The sequence below is a fragment of the Clostridium thailandense genome (genome assembly GCF_019207025.1).
GTDB classification, from domain to species: Bacteria; Bacillota; Clostridia; order Clostridiales; family Clostridiaceae; genus Clostridium_AM; species Clostridium_AM thailandense.
In genome coordinates, this window is the sequence record NZ_JAEEGC010000137.1 from 50,471 (window position 1) to 72,007 (window position 21,537).

Annotated in this window: 26 protein-coding genes and 1 pseudogene; 16 read left to right on the plus strand and 11 right to left on the minus strand. The window is 32.8% G+C overall.

From position 1 onward, the window contains the following. Nucleotides 1–91: 91 nt before the first annotated feature. Both I6U48_RS29865 and I6U48_RS30370 read left to right on the plus strand, forming a co-directional pair. A complete protein-coding gene (locus I6U48_RS29865; protein WP_246615512.1) occupies nt 92–283 on the plus strand; it encodes a recombinase in 192 nt (63 codons plus the stop codon). Then, on the plus strand, nt 276–467 hold the full coding sequence (locus tag I6U48_RS30370; RefSeq protein ID WP_312891126.1) for a recombinase family protein: 192 nt from the start codon (nt 276–278) through the stop codon (nt 465–467). The genes I6U48_RS29865 and I6U48_RS30370 overlap by 8 nt, the downstream gene beginning before the upstream one ends. On the opposite strand, the gene I6U48_RS23410 is transcribed toward I6U48_RS30370, so the two are convergent. Next, nucleotides 385–1,080 (minus strand): Na+/H+ antiporter NhaC family protein, encoded by a 696-nt coding sequence (locus tag I6U48_RS23410; RefSeq protein ID WP_246615513.1) that lies wholly within the window; start codon nt 1,078–1,080, stop codon nt 385–387. The genes I6U48_RS30370 and I6U48_RS23410 overlap by 83 nt on opposite strands. Nucleotides 1,081–1,295: 215 nt before the next feature. On the opposite strand from I6U48_RS23410, the gene I6U48_RS23415 reads away from it, so the two are divergent. The 5 genes from I6U48_RS23415 to I6U48_RS23435 are packed head-to-tail and all read left to right on the plus strand — an operon-like array spanning nt 1,296 to nt 3,947. Then, entirely contained in the window at nt 1,296–2,003 is a 708-nt protein-coding gene (locus I6U48_RS23415) for a PspA/IM30 family protein (RefSeq protein WP_218322897.1), read from the plus strand. Next, nucleotides 2,003–2,668, plus strand: coding sequence for a hypothetical protein (locus I6U48_RS23420; protein WP_218322898.1), 666 nt, complete (start codon nt 2,003–2,005; stop codon nt 2,666–2,668). Before I6U48_RS23415 ends, I6U48_RS23420 begins: the two co-directional genes overlap by 1 nt. A 12-nt stretch (nt 2,669–2,680) precedes the next feature. Then, nucleotides 2,681–2,962 carry an SHOCT domain-containing protein gene (locus tag I6U48_RS23425; protein ID WP_218322899.1) on the plus strand — a complete coding sequence of 94 codons (282 nt, stop codon included), beginning with the start codon at nt 2,681–2,683 and terminating at the stop codon, nt 2,960–2,962. Between the two features lie 37 nt (nt 2,963–2,999). After that, nucleotides 3,000–3,737, plus strand: a complete 738-nt coding sequence (locus tag I6U48_RS23430) for a plastocyanin/azurin family copper-binding protein (RefSeq protein WP_218322900.1) — start codon at nt 3,000–3,002, stop codon at nt 3,735–3,737. A gap of 15 nt (nt 3,738–3,752) precedes the next feature. Next, nucleotides 3,753–3,947, plus strand: coding sequence for an SHOCT domain-containing protein (locus tag I6U48_RS23435; protein ID WP_246615514.1), 195 nt, complete (start codon nt 3,753–3,755; stop codon nt 3,945–3,947). 94 nt (nt 3,948–4,041) lie between these two features. Here the strand turns inward: I6U48_RS23435 and I6U48_RS23440 are convergent, their stop codons facing one another. Together I6U48_RS23440 and I6U48_RS30545 are read right to left on the minus strand one after the other, a co-directional pair. Then, nucleotides 4,042–4,227 (minus strand): SHOCT domain-containing protein, encoded by a 186-nt coding sequence (locus I6U48_RS23440; protein ID WP_218322902.1) that lies wholly within the window; start codon nt 4,225–4,227, stop codon nt 4,042–4,044. 99 nt (nt 4,228–4,326) lie between these two features. Next, a pseudogene (locus I6U48_RS30545) lies at nt 4,327–4,386 on the minus strand (multicopper oxidase domain-containing protein); the annotation flags it as partial. A gap of 193 nt (nt 4,387–4,579) precedes the next feature. Between I6U48_RS30545 and I6U48_RS30550 the strand changes: the two are divergent. From I6U48_RS30550 to I6U48_RS23465, 4 genes are all read left to right on the plus strand, one after another. Then, complete coding sequence (locus I6U48_RS30550; protein ID WP_376774595.1) at nt 4,580–4,717, plus strand: MCP four helix bundle domain-containing protein; 138 nt, start codon at nt 4,580–4,582, stop codon at nt 4,715–4,717. 309 nt (nt 4,718–5,026) lie between these two features. Continuing rightward, entirely contained in the window at nt 5,027–5,644 is a 618-nt protein-coding gene (locus I6U48_RS23455; RefSeq protein WP_218322904.1) for a class I SAM-dependent methyltransferase, read from the plus strand. Nucleotides 5,645–5,863: 219 nt separating this feature from the next. Then, entirely contained in the window at nt 5,864–6,463 is a 600-nt protein-coding gene (locus I6U48_RS23460) for a hypothetical protein (RefSeq protein ID WP_218322905.1), read from the plus strand. Between the two features lie 151 nt (nt 6,464–6,614). Further along, entirely contained in the window at nt 6,615–6,851 is a 237-nt protein-coding gene (locus I6U48_RS23465) for a rhodanese-like domain-containing protein (RefSeq protein WP_312891127.1), read from the plus strand. A 435-nt stretch (nt 6,852–7,286) separates the two neighbouring features. Here I6U48_RS23465 and I6U48_RS23470 read toward each other — a convergent pair whose 3' ends face one another. Together I6U48_RS23470 and I6U48_RS23475 are read right to left on the minus strand one after the other, a co-directional pair. Next, complete coding sequence (locus tag I6U48_RS23470; protein ID WP_218322906.1) at nt 7,287–8,672, minus strand: beta-propeller fold lactonase family protein; 1,386 nt, start codon at nt 8,670–8,672, stop codon at nt 7,287–7,289. A gap of 39 nt (nt 8,673–8,711) precedes the next feature. Further along, the gene (locus tag I6U48_RS23475; RefSeq protein WP_218322907.1) at nt 8,712–10,382 is read right to left on the minus strand and encodes a beta-propeller fold lactonase family protein; all 1,671 of its coding nucleotides are present in this window, start codon (nt 10,380–10,382) and stop codon (nt 8,712–8,714) included. Nucleotides 10,383–11,070: 688 nt separating this feature from the next. Here I6U48_RS23475 and I6U48_RS23480 point away from each other — a divergent pair. After that, the gene (locus tag I6U48_RS23480; RefSeq protein ID WP_218322908.1) at nt 11,071–12,252 is read left to right on the plus strand and encodes a cation diffusion facilitator family transporter; all 1,182 of its coding nucleotides are present in this window, start codon (nt 11,071–11,073) and stop codon (nt 12,250–12,252) included. Nucleotides 12,253–12,574: 322 nt separating this feature from the next. On the opposite strand, the gene I6U48_RS23485 is transcribed toward I6U48_RS23480, so the two are convergent. Beyond that, nucleotides 12,575–13,135: a nitroreductase family protein gene (locus tag I6U48_RS23485; protein ID WP_218322909.1), complete on the minus strand. Its 561-nt coding sequence runs from the start codon at nt 13,133–13,135 to the stop codon at nt 12,575–12,577. A gap of 293 nt (nt 13,136–13,428) precedes the next feature. Here I6U48_RS23485 and I6U48_RS23490 point away from each other — a divergent pair, with 293 nt between their 5' ends. Next, nucleotides 13,429–14,322 (plus strand): LysR family transcriptional regulator, encoded by an 894-nt coding sequence (locus I6U48_RS23490; RefSeq protein WP_218322910.1) that lies wholly within the window; start codon nt 13,429–13,431, stop codon nt 14,320–14,322. A gap of 478 nt (nt 14,323–14,800) precedes the next feature. On the opposite strand, the gene I6U48_RS23495 is transcribed toward I6U48_RS23490, so the two are convergent. Beyond that, nucleotides 14,801–15,367: a TetR/AcrR family transcriptional regulator gene (locus I6U48_RS23495; RefSeq protein ID WP_218322911.1), complete on the minus strand. Its 567-nt coding sequence runs from the start codon at nt 15,365–15,367 to the stop codon at nt 14,801–14,803. Between the two features lie 160 nt (nt 15,368–15,527). Here I6U48_RS23495 and I6U48_RS23500 point away from each other — a divergent pair, with 160 nt between their 5' ends. Next, nucleotides 15,528–16,463 (plus strand): ketopantoate reductase family protein, encoded by a 936-nt coding sequence (locus I6U48_RS23500; protein WP_218322912.1) that lies wholly within the window; start codon nt 15,528–15,530, stop codon nt 16,461–16,463. Between the two features lie 96 nt (nt 16,464–16,559). On the opposite strand, the gene I6U48_RS23505 is transcribed toward I6U48_RS23500, so the two are convergent. Further along, the gene (locus I6U48_RS23505) at nt 16,560–17,450 is read right to left on the minus strand and encodes a LysR family transcriptional regulator (protein WP_218322913.1); all 891 of its coding nucleotides are present in this window, start codon (nt 17,448–17,450) and stop codon (nt 16,560–16,562) included. A gap of 126 nt (nt 17,451–17,576) precedes the next feature. On the opposite strand from I6U48_RS23505, the gene I6U48_RS23510 reads away from it, so the two are divergent. Next, a complete protein-coding gene (locus I6U48_RS23510) occupies nt 17,577–18,605 on the plus strand; it encodes an epoxyqueuosine reductase (protein ID WP_218322914.1) in 1,029 nt (342 codons plus the stop codon). A 230-nt stretch (nt 18,606–18,835) separates the two neighbouring features. After that, nucleotides 18,836–19,036, plus strand: coding sequence for a hypothetical protein (locus tag I6U48_RS23515; protein ID WP_218322915.1), 201 nt, complete (start codon nt 18,836–18,838; stop codon nt 19,034–19,036). Between the two features lie 70 nt (nt 19,037–19,106). Here the strand turns inward: I6U48_RS23515 and I6U48_RS23520 are convergent, their stop codons facing one another. The 3 genes from I6U48_RS23520 to I6U48_RS23530 form a co-directional block, all read right to left on the minus strand. Next, nucleotides 19,107–19,394, minus strand: coding sequence for a Dabb family protein (locus tag I6U48_RS23520; RefSeq protein ID WP_218322916.1), 288 nt, complete (start codon nt 19,392–19,394; stop codon nt 19,107–19,109). After that, nucleotides 19,391–20,503 carry a DNA alkylation repair protein gene (locus tag I6U48_RS23525; protein ID WP_218322917.1) on the minus strand — a complete coding sequence of 371 codons (1,113 nt, stop codon included), beginning with the start codon at nt 20,501–20,503 and terminating at the stop codon, nt 19,391–19,393. Before I6U48_RS23525 ends, I6U48_RS23520 begins: the two co-directional genes overlap by 4 nt. 81 nt (nt 20,504–20,584) lie before the next feature. Further along, complete coding sequence (locus tag I6U48_RS23530) at nt 20,585–21,499, minus strand: helix-turn-helix transcriptional regulator (RefSeq protein WP_218322918.1); 915 nt, start codon at nt 21,497–21,499, stop codon at nt 20,585–20,587. Between the last annotated feature and the right edge of the window lie 38 nt (nt 21,500–21,537).

Consider the following 21,537-nt stretch of genomic DNA (forward strand, 5'->3'; position numbering starts at 1 on the left):
TCGTCCTAGCAGTAAATTACCACAACTTAAATATTCAAGGTATTAGAATTGGGTACGGTGAACCGTACTATAAATAACGGAGCTTTTTTATTTGTTTCCTCATACGCTGCAGGATGAGAGCCGTTCCATTTCGGAAAACTCTACATGGGGAATTAGAAGGCGATTTGAACAGGGGAAGGTTGTAGTAAATCACACAAAATTCTTAGGGTATGATAAAGATGAAGATGGCAACCTTATTATTAATGAAAAGCAGGCCAAGATTGTAAGACGAATTTATACTTGATGGCAAAGGTCCGAATCGTATAGCGAGAGAACTTGAAGAAGAAGGAATTCCAAACTGGAATGGAAAGGCAAATTGGTATGAAAGCAGCATAAGAAAGATGCTTAGCAACGAATCATCAGAGCCCAAGTTGCCCAATAAGATCCTATGGTATAAGATATTATGCCGCTTATTAGAAATAGGATAGCCAGTATAAGAAATCTTGGTATGCTTTTAATCAGACTTTCGCTTATAAGCTTGTTAAAGCCCATATCTTGTGTAACAGCGGTTAGTGCCCAGCTGAGAATAAGTATAATTACAAGAGAAAGTACTTTTTCTCCGCCCTTTATAATATGATCTTCTATTTCTGCAAGACTTATCTTTTGCACCATAAAGTAAATGGTTGTTATAAAAATAGTGAATATTACGCCAGAGAATATTGAGACGCTAAATTCCGCTGAACTTAAGGCGCCTATAAAACTTGAAGCCTTATCTTTTCCGGTCCACCAGAAAAAGAAGATAGTACTTATAAGCAATACAGCTACTGGTACTACTAAGTTCTTACTATTTTTAGGGTACTCTTCCACTGATTTTCCTAGCAATTCTTCTTTTTCAACATGACCTTTAGTAAATTCGTTTGATTCCTCTTCACTTTTTCCTAATTTAAGTTTTCCAAACCCTAATCCAAATAAAGTAACTCCAATAGCTATTATAAGCATAACCCATGAAAATAGATTCCAAAATACACTTTTAACAACTAACTCATACGCATTTTCAGAAAATCCTCGATCTTTAATGTTGTTTGTAACTAAGGTAACCATATATCCAAGGTAAGCAGTGGCAACTGGAAGTATTTATTTCTAGTAATAGGATACTCCATATTTACGAAAATAAACCTATTAAAATTAATAATTCAAGTTAAGGAAAAATAATAAATCAAGGATGTATGAACTCTTCATAATTCCTCCATAATTGAATACTACAATTCATATATCAGCTAATTGATATATTTAAATATTGGAATGGAGGAGTAATAATGAGTATATTAAGTAGAATAAAGTCCATACTTACTGCTAAAGCAAATGCAGTATTAACCGAAATAGAAAATCCTGAGGAAGCTTTGGAGCTTTCCGTAGTAGAGATGAGGCAGAAAATTACTGAGGTCAAGAAAACTCTTGTGGAGGTTACAACAGTAAAAAAGAGACTTGAGGGGGAGCTTGCTAGTATTAAGGATAAGATTAAACTGGCCCAGGAACAGGCCGAACTGGCAATTAAAGCAGGCCGTGATGATTTAGCACAGGCTGCACTTGAAAAGAAACAAGATTTAATTGCTCAGGAAGAAAGAACCTTATTAGAGGTAGAAAAGCTTCAGGAAAAAGTTGCAGTCATAACTCAGAGTAAGGAACAATTAGAAAAGAGAGTTAGCGGACTTGAAAATAAAAATGAAGAGCTAATAGCAATTAATAAAGCCGCAGATGCACAGCTGGTTGTAAAGGAAATTATGACTGGGGTATCCAGTGATATTACGGATATAACAGAAAGGATAGAAAGAGCGGAAAATAAAATAGCTGAGAAAAGTGCCAGAATTTCAGCCATGGATGAGTTGATTGAAGTGGGAAGCTTAGATGATTTAGGTAAGACTGATAAGATTGACAGAGAACTAAAGGCTATACAGAGGCAGTCAAAGATTAAAGAAGAATTAGAAGCATTAAAACTTAAAACAGGAAAGGTGGTATCGGAATAATGGGATGCGGTGGAGGATTTAGCGATTTATTTAGAATAGTAGACAATTATGGGTATTCCAGAAGAGGGTGCGGCAGTGACAGGCAGCCATATCACGATTATTATGAGCAAGATGATACTGAAGAAAAGCTAATAATTGTAAAAAAGATGTATGCAGAAGACTTAATAAATGATGAGGAATTTCAAAGTTACAAGGAGAGGATTTATAACAGAAATATCAGTTTTGATGAATTGGTTTCTATTAAAAGGAGCAGGTCCAATGGGACCTACAGGAAAACAACTCCTGTTGAGACTGGATCAAATTCATCTGAACCAAGTGGCAAATATAAAGACAGGTTGAAAAAGTTGAATGAATCGAAGGTGAAAATTACAGAGGTACAGGGTAAGCTTATATCAAGTATAAAAGACCTGGAAAAAGAGAAGACGAGAATGGAGACATTGGCCGAAACCATGCTTAAATCAAGTGATGAGGCAGCAGAAAAATATATTAATAAAAAAATAGATCTTGAGGAAACCATACAAAATCTAGTAAGACGTAACAAAGAATTAGAAGTTCAAGCAGGAGAAATTAACAGGGCAATTAAAGAACTTGAGTCTAAAGAATTAGAACTAGAAGCTGTAAGGCTTCAGGAAGAATTATCAAAAATCACATTTGAAGATAAATAGGAGGAATAAGGTATGATGGGATACGGTGGAATGATGGGATATGCCTTTGGCAATGGTTTTGGAAATAGCTTCGGGAATGGAATTGGAAGCACAGTAAATTTGTGGTGGGCATTAGGGCTTGGACTGCTGAGAGTCCTCTTGGTTGTAGGGATAATTATATTAGTTGTCAGGATGTTTAAAAGAAACAACAATTCCTACTCCTCTAATAAAGCTATAGAGATATTGAAGCAAAGATATGCAGTAGGAGAAATTAACGAAGAGGAATATAAGAAGAAGCTGGAAGTTCTTAGATAATAGAATTTGCAGTTTATACAATAAAAGAGGTGAAATCATGAGATCAACAAAATTAATGTGGTCAGGTATTATAGTTCTAGTGGTGCTGCTGTTTGCATCTTATTTAGTACCAAGTTTTTATTTTATAGGTTATGCGGCTTCAAAAGAGGGCTCCAGTGTTAGCGACAACTACGGAAATTCTAATAGTAGTAATAATAGTAGTGATAATAATGGATTCGGTAGAAACTTCTATAGTTATGGAATGATGAGTGGATATGGAGGCATGATGGGCGGAAACTGGGGATCAGGTATAAACCAGAGTACAAATAATGCTTTGAGCGAAGATGAAGCCAATAAGGACATGGAAGATTCATTAAAAAATGCCACTGTAGACAAGGAGAAAAATACTGTTTCCTATTCAGGAGATGATATAAAAATTGTAGTCCTCGGAGGCCCTAAGCAGGCAGATGAAAAGTTTATAATTGGTGGATTAATTAATCCAACAGTTTATACTCCAAAGAATTCAAATGTAACATTAGAATTTATTAATGAGGATGAAGGTATGTATCATAATGTAGCAATTACAGATGCAGCTCCCCCATATGCCTATATGAATATGATGCAGGGACAGATTTATCCTGGAAGCTATGCTGGAATGCTTCCTCCAGCTGTAGATGGACAATTTTATTCAGATTCTACAACCTTTAATGCAAGTTATGCAGGAGAATTTTATTATATATGCCAGTACCCAGGACATGCTGCAAAAGGTATGTATGGGAAAATTATAGTAAAATAAAAGGAGATGATAGTTATGATGTTTTTTCCATTGATTATTATAGGTGTTTTAATATTCTTCTATTTAAATCCTTCATATAATGGAAATAATCTAAGTTATGGAAGGACTACACAATCAAATGATGCATTAGAAATTTTGAACAAGAGATTTGCTAATGGAGAGATAAGCGAAGAAGATTATTTAAGAAGAAAATCAGTTTTGAATCAATAATACATTTAACTGAGAGAATGACATAATAAAGAAGTCTGCGTAAACCTCTGAATAGATATACCAGCAAAAAGTATATCAAAGAGGTACACAGACTTTATCTATTTTCTATAGTGTCTCTCATTCTTTTATATTGTTCTTCATCAATTTCTCCCCTTGCATACCTCTCTTTTAATAAATCAATAGCATTATTGTTTATGGTAGTGTTTGTATTTCTTCTTCCACTTGTAGTTATCTTATATGCAGCTATAGCAATTACAATTATTAAAACAAGAGGAATCAACCAAAATAACTTCCCCAGGACATCATGTCGTAACCATATCTGTATCCCATCATAAGTCTTCTCATCCTTCCTTTTTCTTTTTATAAACAGAATATACTTCTACTCTACAAGAAACTGTCCCATCATTCCTGAATCTTCATGTTCAAGTATATGGCAGTGATGATTAAGTTAAGTTCTACATAGTGTTAAAATTAGTTTTACCTATTTTTGAATAGATATTTGTTTATACTAAACTTATATTTCGCTATAAAAAGCTGAATACAATTGAAGCTGGAAAAGTTACTATATACCTATAAAATGTATTAAATTTAAAGTCTACATAATATCTACATAGTTTTCATTTATAATTGAAATTGGGTTAATTGGAACAATAGCGGTATTGGATATTATGAAAATGAGCTCCAATTCTAAAGCCATGTATGAGGATAATTTATTGCATGTAAGAAAAGTAGGCATATTGAAAGAAAACTTTTTGCAAATACATACGTAAATCCATAGAGGTAGAATCTAAAGATGAAATAGGAAAACTTGCACTTGCCTTAAATAAAGCAGGAGAAAATACTAGAAAATTAATCGGAGCAATAATCTCTAGCTCACAAAATCTCAATAGTTCAAGTGAAGAATTAAGTGCAACCATTGAAGAAATTTCTGCTAAGATGGACAATATTAATAAATCCACAAAAGAAATATGGATATGAACATATTTATTGATTGTTTATAGTTATAATGAACTTTTAGGATTTTTTGAATGAGTAATTTTGTTAAATATTATCCACTATAACGTGGAGGGAGCGATACAATGGACAATAATGAAAAGATTAGAAGAAGATACGACAGGGCTTCCCGGGTGTATGATATACTTGAGCAGCCAATGGAAGCTATGTCTCTTAAAAAGTGGAGACTGGAAGCTACTCAAGATTTAAAAGGGAAAGTTTTAGAAGTAGGGGTTGGAACAGGCAAGAATATACCATATTATCCTGATGATGTAGAAATAACAGCCATTGATTTTAGTGAAAAAATGCTTGAAAAAGCTAAAGAAAAGGCAAAAATACTTAATAAACAAGTACAACTGATACAGATGGATGCACAGAATATGGACTTTGCTGATAATACATTTGATATGGTATTCACTACTTGTGTATTTTGTTCTGTGCCTGACCCTGTGAAAGGATTGAAAGAAATAAGACGGGTATGTAAACCTAATGGAAAAATAATTATGATTGAGCATGTACGCAGTGAAAGAAAGGTATTAGGACTAATTATGGATGTTTTTAATCCACTGACTGTAAACCTATGGGGTGCAAATATCAATAGACGCACTGTGGAAAATGTTCAGAAAGCAGGTTTTACAAAAGTTAATGTTATAAATTTGACTGGAGATATTGTAAAGAAAATAATTATTACCAATGAAAAATAAAAATCTCAATAAGAAGATAGTTCTCCACATTTCCTCCATATTTGTACTATATAATTTGATTAATGAATCAGAAACACATAATTGTATGTAAATAATTTTTCTGATCAAAAACAAACACAAGGAGGTTGAAGTCCTAAATGGCTTCAACGGGTAACTTGATAATGAAAATGAGCATGCTTAAGTTACCCAGTGCTTCCGACTGAAAGAGGAGGAAATATTATGAAGAATAAAATAATGGCTATATTAGGTGCAGCAGTAATTTCAGTAGGCGCAATTGGAGGAGCAGCTTTTGCAAGTGGTATTGATAACAATTATAAAGATAATCAAATAATTGCAGCGAAACCAAGCAGTGCAATAGTAAGCACATTAGCAGTACAAAATCCTGATACAAAAGTGCAGAATTTAGTAGAGACTACCATAGCTAATAACTCTAGCCTTAATGAAAGCAGTACTAATGTAAAGCAAACTGCTGTTGAAGATAGCGATGAAAAAGGTAAAGATAATACAAACTATAACCAAAACAGTGCTAATAACCCCTCAAAAGATATATATCAGGATATGACAAAAATCATGAGAGACAATGGATTTAAAGATGCAGCCAGATACATGGAAACAGGTAATTATGCAGCTATGACAGATTATATGAATAATCTATCACAGGAAGATTATGATAAAATGATTAAAATCATGAATGATAATGGTTATGGTTACATGGCACAGAGGATGCAATCAATAGGTAAAGAAGGAATGACCCAGCTGCACAATTCCATGATGGGAAATGGCAGTTATTCAAATGGAATGATGGGGAATTTTAGATAATATATAACCCATTCTTTAAAACACCATGCTCCGAAGTTTTCAATTTGGAACATGGTGTTTTATTTTATTAAAATTGAATCTAAATATGATGGGTATTCTAAGCTGAAAAGGGAAATGTAGCTTTCGCAGCGGAATTTATAATTCCTATAATATTGAACAATATAATAAGGGTAACAACAATGGTCATTTACCAAAGGCTAAAAACATACCAATGAATAAAATTTTATCTGAGTCAGAAAAGTATCTGGATAAGTCAAAAGAATATCATATTATTTGTCAGTCGGGGGTAAGGAGTTTGAGAACTTGTAAAGCATTGAAGAAGCAAGGATTTAATATAGTTAATGTATCAGGAGGTATAGCCCATTATAGAGGAGATCTTGAAAAATAGAAAAACAATTATATAGTCAGACCGACCCCCTAGAGCAATAGGGGGACTAAGGGGGTCTAACTCCAATTTTTCTGCGTATTAGTATCAACTTTCTATCACAACACACGTCGAGTGTGTTGCATTGATAGAGTTAAAATAGCCTTATATCAAAGGTTTTATAGGGTTTTAGGCAGTTTTCAAATGTGTGTTTTTATGTTTCCATACACTTTGAAAATTGCTTTTTTTGTTGGAAACGACCACCTATGATTTTTGGTAACGAATTATGCGAGATAATAAGATCACCTTAAAATCGACGATGTTTTAAAATTGAAAATTCTTCTTTGCTTATTGTTAGTGAAGTGTGGATAACTGCTATAAAATAAATAATAAAGACCATAGGTTTATATAGATTAAAGCCTACGGTCTAATAGTTTCAAATAATTGATTGAAAATATATCACTCAGTTGTTGAATTGTTACATGGAGAAGAACATGAACTTGGCTCACAGTTCCCTAAAAAAGGCACTTGAATTTGTACAAGTTTTTTAGATTTAACAACTGCAACTATTTTTACAGTACAAGTCAACTTGTGGCTGCAATTTGACTGGATGCATTCACAGGCAGTAGCATTAATGTCACAACTTACATCTGAGCCTTCTGGAGCAGTAAGGATTATATTTTTGTCAAAATATACCACTTTTTTAAATATAGGGTCATTAGAACAATTGCTTATAAAGCCAAGTATTGCTTCTATTCTTAGTTTTACATTTACTAAATCCTGCTGTTCATCTATTTTAGTTATATCCAATATACTGTATTTAGTTTCTGTAACTTTACAGTGAATACACTGATCCTCAATTGAATTTGGAAGGTTAAAAGTCTTTTGCTTTTGTTCTTCAAACGCACAAGAGTCAAAAATTCTTGTGGTTTCAATGCATATTTTACCTGAAGGAGAAGGAGTTGGGGACTTAGGAACATTCGCGATTGCTATATTCATTGGTGCATAAACAGGTATTATATCTACTACCGTATTTGAAGCTGCATCAATAACAGATATGTCGCTAGAACCAAGGTTAGTAACATAAGCAAAGTTGCCATCTGGCGTGAATGCTATACCTGAAGGGAGGGATCCAACCTCTACCGTAGCTACTACGCTATTATTACCTGTAAATATTATATCCACAGTATTCAAATCCCCTATTGTAACATAGACATACTGTCTATTTGGTCTTACTGCCAGGTTTGAAGGGACACCATTAAGATGTATAGTATCTATCACTTTATTAGTAAAAAAATCTATTACACTTATAGTTTTATCATCTTCATTACAAACATAAATTAAGTTTTCTGGGGATGCTGCTATGCCGATTGGAAAAGCCCCGACAGGTATTGTAGTAATCACTGTATTTGTACTGGTGTCTATCACAGATACATTGTTAGACATTGCATTTGTGACATAGGCAAAGTTGCCGTTTGGTGATATTGCCACACCTTCTGGGAAATGGCCAACTGGAATGGTAGCTACTACTGTAAGTGTAATAACATTTATTACAGATACATTATCAGAAAAAATATTAGCAACATAAGCAAATCTCCCATTTGGCGTAATTGCTATACCTTCTGGTAATTCGCCAACACGAATGTAGGCTATGTGTCTATTATTGCTTGTATCGGCCACAGTAACGTCGTTAGAAAAGTTATTTGTTACAAAAACAAAATTACCATTTGGCGTAATTGCAACTCCTGATGGGTTGGCACCGGCAACGAATGTGCCAATAACGGTGTTTGTGCTTGTATCTATTACTTCCACATCTACACTTGGAATATAAGCAAGAACTGGCATAATTAATCACTCCTTTCTTTACATGCCTTATTGTGAAAATTATTCAGTAGTTAATTTGTAAATATAGATGGTTGATTTCCCTAAATTTCTAAGAGATATATTTTCAGCAGGGAAGGGACCACCTGGTAGATTTATTTCAAATGGCTTTAGTTGCTCTGTCACAGTTTTGGAGGTAAATGGTATTGTATTGAGAAATGCTGCTAATTGAGAAGTCATACCATGACTAGTCTTTGCTGCAAACTTAATCCTATTTATTTGAGATGGTTCACTTGATAGAGTTAAACTTTTACCGGGTGCAATTGATATTCCTTCACAAGAACAACATTGTTTTGATTGGCAGTTGCCTAAAAACGGTATTTGTATTTGAACAAGTTTTTTTGATTTAACAACTGCAGCTATTTCTACAGTACAAGTCAATTTATGACCGCAATTTAATTTAACACATTCACAGGTAGCACTATTAATATCACAGGATATATCAGAGCCTTCAGGAGCAGTTAGGGTTATATTCTTATCAAAGTATACTGTTCTTTTTAATACAGGGTCATTAGAACAATTGCTTATAAAATCAAGCATTACTTCTATTCTTAAGTTTACATTTACTAAATCCTGCTCTTCACCTGTTTTAGTTATATCTAATATGCTATATTTAGTTTCTATAACTTTACAGTGAATACACTGATATTCATTTGAATTTGGAAGGTTAAAAGTCTTGTGCTGTTGTTCTTCAAACGCACATGAGTCAAAAATTCTTGTAGTTTCAATACACATTTTATCTGAAGGTGTTGGGCAAGGAGTAATATTTACTGTTGCTATACCAACAGGTCTAGAGAGATTAGGGATAGTATCTACTACTGCATTAATTGTTGTGTCTATAACAGAAACACTGTTAGAAATAAAATTTGTTACGTAAACGAAATTTCCGTCTGTTGTTATTGATGTGCCCACAGGGCCGGAACCTACAGGTATAGTTTGAACCACTTCGTTTGTGTCAGTATCTATTACAGAAACATTATTATCAAAAACGTTTGCAACATAAGCAAAATTTCCATCTGGTGTTATTGATATAGAAGAAGGTCCAATACCGACAGTAATGGTATCCACTACAGTATTAGTACTTGTATCAATTACAGATACTGTATTAGTTAAAGCGCTTTGTCCCTGATTTGCAACATAAGCATAGCTACCGCTCGGAGTTATTGCTATAGCTACAGGCAAGTCTCCCACAGTAATATTTTTCACTACTTCATTTGTAGCAGTATCTATCACCGATACACTATCTGCCTTTCCAATTGTCACATAGGCAAAACTTCCGTCAGGTGTTATTGCAATACCGATAGGATCTCTGCCCACAGGTATAGTTTTTACTACTGTGTTGGTATTTGTGTCTATTACTGATACAGAACCTGAAGTAGCTGTTGCAAGATCGGAATTTGCAACATATACATATCTCCCATTAGGCGTTACTGCTAGACCTGTAGGAACATTACCAACAGGTATGGTAGCTATAATTGAATTAGTACATGTATCTATGACAGTTGCGAAATAGTATTGATTTGTAACATAAGCAAATCTGCCGTCCGGCGTTATTGCAATAAGTTTAGCAAAATTATCAGCGGGTTCAATGATAACACTATTTACAACTGTGTTAGTGCTTGTATCTATAATCGATACTTTATTAGCGTTTGAAACATAAGCTAAAGTAGACACGTTATTCATCTCCTTAAAATATATCTTAGTACAAGATATGAGGGTACATAATATTGAGTGAATAATGGATAAGTAAACTTTTTGACTTGCATTTTATTATCTTAGAGGGTACTCATGAACCTTAAGCAAATGAGAGGTTAATGAATAAAATAATTAACCAACGACCTCGCTGCTAAGTTATTGTAAGAAGAATGTAGTTTACTTCTATGTTAATGCAATTTTAAACTAAGCCTTGAAGGGCATCTTTGATAACTTTTGTTTCGTCTACAAGTGATATACCGTCGAAATTAAGTCCTAATTTACTCCAACTTCCTTTTTCATAACTGGAGTAATTTCCATATGTAAAAGAATTAATGAGTGGGCTCCAAGGGGTGTTAAAACTTTCTATTATGATGTTTTGATAGGGATTTTATTGATATGTTTCCTCAAACCTCGAAACTGGTAAAAAACGGTTGACATGTTCTCGAGAAAGCTGACAGCAAATACAATGAAAAACCTCACTTAATATTGATACGGTGAACCGTATTATAAGCATATGGACTCTTTTTTATTCTGTACTAGGAATTTTATGGTATAATATTTAATAATAGGCTAGATTATTGAGTTATTTTCAAGTGTTAATTTATAGATTAAACTCATATACAAATATATGTAGAGTAAATAAGATAAAATGATGGAAGGAGAATAAATGAAATCTATTTTTGACTTTTTAATAAAAAAATTTGTGAAAGACTACAAAAATATAAACTCCCAATCAGTCAGACAATCTTATGGGACTCTTGGAGGAAATATTGGGATAATAATAAATTCTTCTATTCTTGTTCTAGAAATTGTTATTGGTTTATTTCTAAACAGTATAGCAATTACAGCAGATGCTTTTCATAATTTGACTGATGCATTATCTTCGTTAGTTACAATATTTAGTTTTAAACTTGCAAATCGTCCGGCAGATGATAAACATCCTTTTGGTTATGGAAGAATAGAGTACATAACTGCGCTCTTATTTTCTGGTGCCATACTTGTAGTAGGATTTGAATTTCTAAGAAGCTCATTTTTACGTGTTTTACATCCTGTAAATATACCTTTTGATAAAGTAAGTTTTATTTGCATGCTATGTGCAATACCGTTACAAGTTTTTCTTAACAGATGTACAAATTATATAGGCAATGTTATTGATTCATCTGCACTTAAAGCATCAGCGTTAGAATCCTTTACTGATATCTTAGTTCTGTCTATGGTTACATTTTCTTTGCTTGTTACAAGGTTTACCACCTTTCCTGTTGATGGATATGTAGGAATCATTGTATCTCTCTTTATTCTCCATTCAGGTATAGAACTTGGAAGAGAAATGCTTGGTACTTTAATTGGGAAAGCACCAGAAAAGGAATTTGTAGAAGAGTTAAAAAGCAGCGTAATAAGTTATAAATATATATGCGGAGTGCATGATCTTGTAATTCATAATTATGGCCCAGGTAGATACATGGCTTCTTTGCATGCTGAGGTTCCCAGTAATATACCTATTATGGAACTGCATGATGTTATAGATAAGGCTGAGAAGGAAATTGGAAAACGAATGAATGTATATCTTTCTATTCATATGGACCCAGTTACCACAGACAGCCCTGAGATCATAGCCTTAAAGGAAGAAGTTTATAAAAGGCTTAAAGTAATAAAGGGTATAGTATCTATGCATGATTTTAGAGTTGTTGGAAGAAGTGAAGAAAAAACGGTATTATTTGATGTGGTATTGGACAAGACCAGTTTTAAAGATAATGAAGAAAAAGAACTTCAAGCTCAAATACAAGATATCATGTATAGTATTAATCCTTCTTATAGGAGTATAATTACTTTCGATAGAGAGTTTTACTAAATAATATATGAAATGGGGCTGTCGCACTTAGGTAAGTACGGCAGAAAGTGGACTTATTCTGCTTTGATTATCTAAGTGCGACAGCCCCATTTTAGAATGGATCAAGGAAAATTATAAACGGTTTTTTACCGTGGAAGATCTAGCAAAATCAAAATATTCATGCTTACATCAGATTAGATAGGATATCCCATGAATTAGATATCATTTTAACAAAGAAACCGCTATTTCTGGCGGAAGAGTATCTATTTGATTCTGGTTTCTACATTTAGCTGGGAGTTACCTTACCATAGCAGGAGATCATCAAGGAAACCAGATTAGAATTTTATTTTACTATATTAACAGTTCCTTCTTTTCTAGGTGATGCTTTAGGTTCTTCTTTACTGTTATAGCCTAAGGCAGCAGTACCAAACACTGCATAATCTTCAGGAACACCTAATTCTGTAAGTACGCTTCTAACCTTATGGCCTTCTCCAGTAAGAGCTAATATATGAATCCAGCATGATCCAATATTAAGAGCGTGTGCAGCTAAAAGCATATTTTGAAGCGCAGCAGCACAATCAGATTCCTTTGTAAGTGAAGTTTTATCATAAGCTGTAATGACTATTGTAGGTGCATTATAAAATGGATTAAAATTAGGATTTTCACCCATTTTTCTAAATTGTTCTATAGACGACTTTAACATAGCTTCTTTTATTGCAGAAATTAGCTTTTCAATCTTTTCTTTATTTTGAACTGCTGTGAAATGCCCGTCTTGTTTGCCCATACCTGTTGGAGCAAATTGGGCAGCCTCTAAAACCGTATTTAAGTCTGCATCAGAAATTTGATCTTCTTTATAAGTTCTTATACTTCTTCTTGTTAAAATATTTTGTATTACTTCATTCATAGTTTTTCTCCTTTCAATTTAAAAGACATTTTAATTTAACCTTTATATTTACTAGCTAATAATAAATATATAAGATTTTTGCTTAATAAAAGACATCATTACCTTTGACTAATACATAAATTGAATTTATAATTACCTTATCAAAATTTAAATGTAATTTATAAAGTAACATAATGATATCAATATATATATTATGTGTCTAATTGATATTTTTCATCAAATCAATAACTAAAAGTTATAAATTGTTATTGATGTTTTATAACTTGAAATATTATAAATTAAGGAGTGCATTTATGAACTGGCAGCAATTAGAATATTTTAAAATTATAGCGGAAACACAGAATTTTACATTAGCAGCTAATTTACTTTCTGTAACTCAGCCAGCCTTGAGTAAAGCTATTTCAAAATTAGAAGAAGAACTAAATGTACCATTATTTGAAAAAAATGGCCGCAATATAAAATTAACTCGTTTTGGCAGTATGTTTTTAGTACATGCTAACGCTGCAATAAATGAGATTAGTACAGGAATTCAGGAATTACAGGATATAATTAATCCTATGGCAGGCACAGTTTCCATATCTTCACTTTACACTATTGGAACACATTTTATTCCTTCGATTATAACTGATTTTTTGAAGGAAAGTCCAAATACAAAATTTGAATTTGGGATTCAATCAACTTTTAATATTTTAAAAGGCCTTAAAGATGGTAAGTTCGATTTTGGTTTCTATGATGAATTTGAAGATATTAAAAGGTATGAAGAAATAGAGTCAGTTCCTATAAAAGATGAGGAGCTTGTTGTCATAGTCCCTAAAAATCATCATCTTGCTGATAAAACAGAAGTACTACTAAAAGATTTGAAAGAAGAAGCTTTTGTGTTTTTTTCAGAAGGAATCAAAGGGAAAATGTGTTCCATCTTTGAAAGTCTTGGTTATATTCCAAAAACATCCATGGAATATAATAAAAGCAGTATGGTGGTAACAGGTTTTGTTAGTGCAGGTCTTGGTATTTCTATAGTTCCGAACACACCAAATTTAATAACTGGAGAAGTATCCGTATTAAGAATAAAAGAGCCGCATTGCTATAGAACTGTGCATATGGGATGGTTAAAAGATGGATATATGACTCCTTCAGCTAAAATATTTAAAGATTTTGTTATTGAAACCTCCTCAAAAATCAATATTTAACATGTACATATACCGTATAGAAAAGTTTCCGTTATGCCACTTATGGTGAACCGTATCACAAGTAACTGAGGTTTTTGTAATGATAGAAAATCTAAAATGCTTTGATCTAAAACAAGTTATACTGTTACGGCGTTTAGAAAATGCCCTAAGTTAATATTAAGAGAGATTATTCACTATTAAGCGGGGCGGTGCTTTGTTTCCGATTTTCTTTGGCTCCGCAGACGCTGAGAAGGTTACAAAGCTGGGTGTAACAGTCTCTATGCTAAGTGTCCGTCCGAACGGTTCGCAGCAGCTATTCAGGCCAAACAACCTAAGTAAATAAGTCACAGGACGAGTAATCATCTTAATAGGTGCTGGCTCTTCTTTTGGTCATTTTATTGCATATTTATAAGTGGTTCTATTTCAAAAAATTAGGTTCATGTTGCAACAGAATAATACTGGCAATATAAATACCAGATCTATCCAATGTAAGGTGATTTTATTTAACAGATTTTATCCCGCTCATAATAAAACTAAGTGTTTTTTCAATAGCATATTCTTTATCATTTTTATTAATATAACAATATTGAGCGCAACTATATATTGATGAGGAAATTATTTTAACTAGTATATTTGTATCCTTACAATCTAGCTCACCTCTACCTGTCATATTTTTTAATATTTTTTCAATAAGATTATCTATTTTATGTCTTAATAAATTATCTACATTAGATGCAATAGATGTAGAATCAATCTTATGCGTTTGATAAAAATTGATATTATATTCATAAAGGAATAAGATAAGTTCTTTTATAATATTTTCATTTAAATTTATAGCGCTTGAAACTTCCTTTGGTAACATTTCTTCAAAGCAGTCTACAATGAGTTCTTTAAGTAAAATATACTTATCTATATAGTGAGAATAAAAGGTTGCTCTATTTATAGTTGCCTTTGTCGTAATATCTTTAATTGTGATGTATTTAAAGTCTTTTTCTTCAAGTAACTTGACAAATGATTCTTTAATCAAATTTTTTGTTCTTACTGCTCTTGGGTCTTTTTCATTCATAATTTATCATTAATCTCCTTTGATAAAACAACAGTTTTAATAGAATGTTGTTTACACAACACAGCTGAAAATCTATTGGTTGTAGTTTTATGAGTAATTTAATAATATATTAACATGCACTTGTATCTTAGACAACACATGTTTTATAGGAGGTAATATAATGAAAATTTTGATGATAGGTAGAGGAGTAATTTCAACACAATATGGATGGGCTTTAGAACAAGCAGGTAATGATGTAACATTTTATGTTCGTCCAGGAAGAATTAATCAGTATGGCGATATAGTGAATTTAAAAATATTGGATGGTAGAGAGAGTAAAAAGGGTGATTTAGTAAATAAATCTTGGAAAATTAAAATGATAGAAGAATTGTCATCTAACCATGATTTTGATTTGATTATCATTAGCGTAAATCATAATCAGTTAAGTAACATAATAAATTGGTTAGAACCGCTTGCTAATAGTTCAACTGTTTTAATATTTAATAATATTCTTGACGAACCTTTAAATTCAATTGGATCAATACCAAAAGAACAAGTTGTTTGGGGATTTCCTGGAGCTGGTGGATCTTTTATAAATCAAAACACATTAGATGGTGGTTTTATGAAAAATATTTTTATGGGATTCATTGATAACATTACTAACAAAAACAGATATGATATAGTAACTCGGTTGTTTAAAAATGCAGGCTTTGGTATATCTGAAAAGAAAGATATGCGTAATTGGTTATGGTTCCACTTTATTACTAACGCAAGCCTAATGGCTGCAGCCTCAAAAGTGGGTTCGCTTAATGATCTATTCGATTCTACAAGTGCACTTAAAGATTTTACTTTAATATTAAGGGAACTCATTCCACTTATGGGTGCTAAAGGCTCTAAAGTTAGTTCAATAACAAATATTGCAGTAAATCTACCTGCAGGACTTGTGGCTTTTGTAATGAAATTGGCATTAGCTAAAGGTAAGCTACCTAGAGAAATAATGAGAAGTGCTAGTGGCAGTGAAAATCTAAAAGCCGAAAGTAATGTAATATTTGTACGGGACACTCTTGATGAAGCCCGTAGACTAGAGATATCTCTTCCTAGGCTTGAATCTTTATAGTCACCTATTTATAAAGAATTCTTAAGTCATGCAGATGCCATTGAACTTAACAGTTAAATGGCATTTTTAGTATTTATTTTTCTTTAGCAAATCACCCTAACCAATACCAAAGCTTTCTCTCACTAATTCAATGAACAACGACATAGGAGGACTAATCCATTTATTCTTGTGGTAAGCACATATTGCTGTAATCTTACTATCAGAGCATTCGACTTTAAGTTCTTTTAACTTACCGCTTTCAAGTTCCTCTTCTACTGTAAAACGAGGCAAAAAAGAGATTCCTAAGTTACTTGCAACACATTTTTTTATGGCTTCAATACTCCAAAGTTCAATCGTGTTATTTAATTTTATATTATTATCACGAAAATAACTTTCAAGTATTTTTCGATAGATAGATTCAACTTCATTAATAATAAGACTTATATTTACTTCTTGATTTGGTTTGCAAAGGTCCAAGTTATCCTGATTAAATGAAGGTGAACATACTAAAGCTAAATTAAAATCTGCGAGTCTAATAGTAGTCAAGTTATCATTTGGAGTGACCACATTGTACATTAAACCAATGTCTACTTCACCCATTGATAAGATATTTTTTATAGCAAAACAATTGAGTGTAATTATAGAAAGTTTTACATTAGGAGCTTTTTCTTTAAATAATCCCAGTACCTTTTGTAATTTATAAGACATCAAGGATTCTGGAACTGCAATTTTCAATTCTCCTGTAATCTTATCACCATACTTGCCAATACTCTCTATTTTTTTTACAGTGTCAAGTAATTCATTTGTATAAGGTATCAATTCTTTTCCTAAGGACGTTAATACCATATTGCGGCCGATTTTTTCAAATAGTTTGATTGATAGCTCCTGTTCCAACTGCTGAATTTGAGATGTAATAGTAGATTGAGTGTATCCAAGTTTCATTGCAGCATTTGAAAAACTACCCTCTTCTATAATACTTTTAAATGTTTTAAAGTGTCTAATGTCCATTTGTTTCCCTCCAAGCTCTATATATAAATGATATATTGATAGAAATGAATTGTCAATTCGAATATATCAATTTTACAAATATATGCTTGTTTGATAGTATAAGTTTATGGAAGGGGTGTATATGAAATGGATTCATTAGCAAAGCAAATAAAAAATGCAGCACTCAATATGGGATATGAAAAGTGCGGTATTATTAAAATATCTGATATGACTGGATATGAGGAAAAACTTAATGAAAGAATTCAGCGTATTCCAGAGATTAAGCCATATTACGAAGGATTTTATCGTTTTGTTCACCTGCAAGATACATATCCTTGGGCAAAATCAATAGTCATTTGTGTAAGACAATATGGAAAATATAATATTCCTGAGCACTTGGAGGGCTTGATTGCTAAATACTATTTAGTAGATAGTAGAAGAGATGAGAATTCTGAAGATTTTCAAGACAGTTTGAAATTTGAAGCATATATGCAAGAACTGGGGCTTAAAACCGCTACTGAAAGAAAATTTGGAATTACTGCGTTGCGCTGGGCCGCATTAAAAGCTGGTCTTGGAATAGTACGTAAAAATAATTTCTTTTATACAGAATCTGGTTCATGGGCATATTTAGAGGCATGGCTTATAGATAAAGAGTTAGAAGCTATTGAGATACCAAAAATAAAAGAATGTCCTGAAAAATGTAATTTGTGTATTAAATCCTGTCCGACATCTTCTTTATCTGAACCTTATACTATGAACCGCTCCTCATGTGTCTCTTGTCTTACCACCTGGGAAGGTTGGGATTTACCACATGAAAAATTTAATAAAGAGATGGGGAGCTGGGTTTTTGGGTGCGATGTTTGTCAAGATGTTTGCCCTATGAATAAAGGAACTTGGAATGCTGAAGAAGAATTTCCTAGGTTATCTGAATTAAGCAAACAAATATCCTTAGAAAAAATCCTTCAAATGGATTATACATTTTTAGAGAATGTAATGCAGCCTAAGTTTTGGTATATAGAAAAACATAATGTTTGGAAATGGAAGACTAATGCCATTAATGCAATGGTGAATGACTATAAAGAGCAGTATAGGGAATATATTTTTCATGCTTGCAATGACAGTAATGTTAAAGTAAGAGAAATGGCGGAATGGGCAATTAAAAAACTGAACCTATAAATTATTCATTTACTGTCCTATGTCAATTGTCCTCTGTCCTCTAAAAAAATATTTAATTTGTGTTAACTGTTACCAATAAATATTTTTTATAAGTTAACTGTCGGCCATGGTTCTCTATAATGGAATGAGTCAACGAATGCTTTACATTTGTTGGAATAAAATGTATAATTTTTACAAGAGAACACATATCGGTAATTGATTTCCTAATAAATAGAGGGTGGGGGCTAAAGATGAATATAGAGAAGCTTAATAAGCTGAGGGAGAAATTTAAATTAAGAAACATAAAAGCAAGGTACATTGATACTTTGGAAGATACGAAGTTATGTACATTAAATATTATACCTAGTTCATGTACCATTGGAATTGGACATTCAGTTATACTTCAAAGGATAGATACTACAAATTCTCTGTTAGAAAGAGAAAATAAATGAATCAACAATATAGTATAAGACGACAAAAGGAGCCGTCGCACTATAGATGTCTACAGTGTGGCGGTTCCTATCAAATTTCATAACATACGGATACTTGATCGTCTAGAACATTCCCTATAAATTTTGCAACTTCCAGGTGTACAGGATGAGAAAGATATGCATTCATATCTTCCATTGATGCAAATCTCGTAATCAGAATTATATCACAAGCTGTTTGACTGGGACGAATATTTAATTCAGCTTGTATATCTAAAAGAACTTCTATTTTTCCTTTCATGCCCAAAAGAACTTCCTGTGTCTTTTTAATATTTTCAGTATCCCTGTTTTTTAATTTTAAAAGTAGATTGTTTACAATCATTTTTTACCTCCTGTAATGTTTAGTATAGTTTGAGCAGCCTCTTTTCCATTTATAAGTAATGTAATTTGATGAATGCCTGGATAATGTTTACGCGTAGTAAGGTCCGCAAAGCTGTGAGTACGTCTTCCAGATAAGTGTGAACTGCCGGGTACAGTTTTGTCTGATAAGAGAAACAGCTTTCGGGAGGAGCGGCCATTGGATTTTATAAAGTCAATACCATATTCTAAACGAATATGTGCAGGAGTATTCCATACTATATCCAGTGAATAATTAACTTCACAGTTGTCTCCAATCTGAATTCCGTGCGGATCAACAGTCAGGATTACATTCCTAAACAAAGGGTTTTCGCTAAAAAAATCTGTATAACCAAAGAGAGCCAGTGCTGTAGGATTTGCTTTTCGTATGAGAGTGCGGCAGCCTTGCCGAAGAATCCAGTCTGTTTCAGAATTATAACCTATCCATTTCTGTGCTAATTCTAGAACTGTTTCAGGATTATCCTTCGTAATGTCATTCAGATTGTTGGCTACACTTTTACGTACATAAAGCGAGGAGTCTGCCCTCAGATTTTCCAAAACTTTTAAAATTAGTGATGGATCATGTTTAAACATAGGCAGTGATATTCCCCATGGAAGGCGCGGACGGCATCCTTCACTGGAAAAGCGACGAACATGCTCATTTTCATTCAATGACCATTTAAGCATATATTCCATTACATGCTCAGGATTATTAAGCAGAAATGGACGAATGGCAAACTCCGAGGATGACTGCTGTGTAAAACATTCCAAGGCATTCATTGAAAGTTCAAAGTATTTTTTCTGCTGTCCGTAAGTGGCTACAAAGTCAGGAAAGAACAGGTATGGGAATCCAACACAACTCTCATTTATTGAAAATAGAATCTTCAAAGCATCTTCAAAAGGCCTAGGAAGATATTCACCCAATTTTTCTGCAATCCTATGAATTCTAGCTTTTAGCTGTAATTCATCCCACGGAGGTGATAAAATACAAGATGTAAACTGCTCAGAGTCAAAGTCCTTATATACTTTGTGAACTTTATTTCCAAAGTCTTTTAAAAATTCAATTGAATAAATATCCTTTAATGCATCGCCCATAAGTTTTCTTCATTCTCCTTTGAACTGTTTTTAAAATATTCTACTTACTTAGTATAACCAATATAACTTGACGACAGTATGTCAGGTTTTAGAATGATATTTATTTACCATATGATCCAAACGCATTGAGATTTCGTTGCGCACACTTTCAGGCTCTATTACCTCCAGCATTGCACCAAAAGAAAAAAGATAATTGTAAATCCACTCACCATCAGGCATGGAAACAATCACAGTATAGGAGCCGTCTTTGTTTCTTATTATATTTTCTTCTTCAAAATCGTCATATACACGGTAAGCCCCTTCAGATGATATTTTGAGAGTCAGCTTAACCTGTTTGGCACATGCTTCATCTGTAGATTTATTCATAAATTCTTGTAAGCTTTGATGCATACAAGATTCCTCTGTAATATAAATATCGGACATACGATTTATCTTAAATGTTCTCAATGCCATTTTTTGCAGGCAATATCCTTGTAGATACCAGGCTTTATCTCTAAAAATCAGTTTAAAAGGTTCAACTTTACGTTGGCTTTTTTCTCCACTTACGTTGAAATAGGAAAAAGTAATTATCAGATGTTCAAGTATGGCATCTTTAAGAAGGCTGAATATTTCTTTTTGCTTTTTATCCTTTCCCCAATTAGAAAAATCAACTTCAATCCAGGCTATATTACTTTTTTTAAAAAGACTATTTAATTTTGATAGCACATCATCAAGTTCAGGATATTGAACTGCTGACAAGCTTTGAAGAGCAAACAAAATTTTATCCTGTTCTTTTTCCGAAAGCAGTGACTTATTAAGTACAAAGTTATCAAGCAGAGAGATTCCTCCACCTTTACCTTGACTTGCATATATAGGAATACCTGATTGGCTCAATGTATCAATATCCCTATATATAGTTCTTACAGATACTTCAAAATGTTCAGCTAGTTCGCTTGCCGTTATAGACTTCTTCTCAAGCAGAATATATATGATTTTAAATAATCTACTTATTTGCATAACATCACCCCATTTAAAAGTATAAATCGCATAACTTG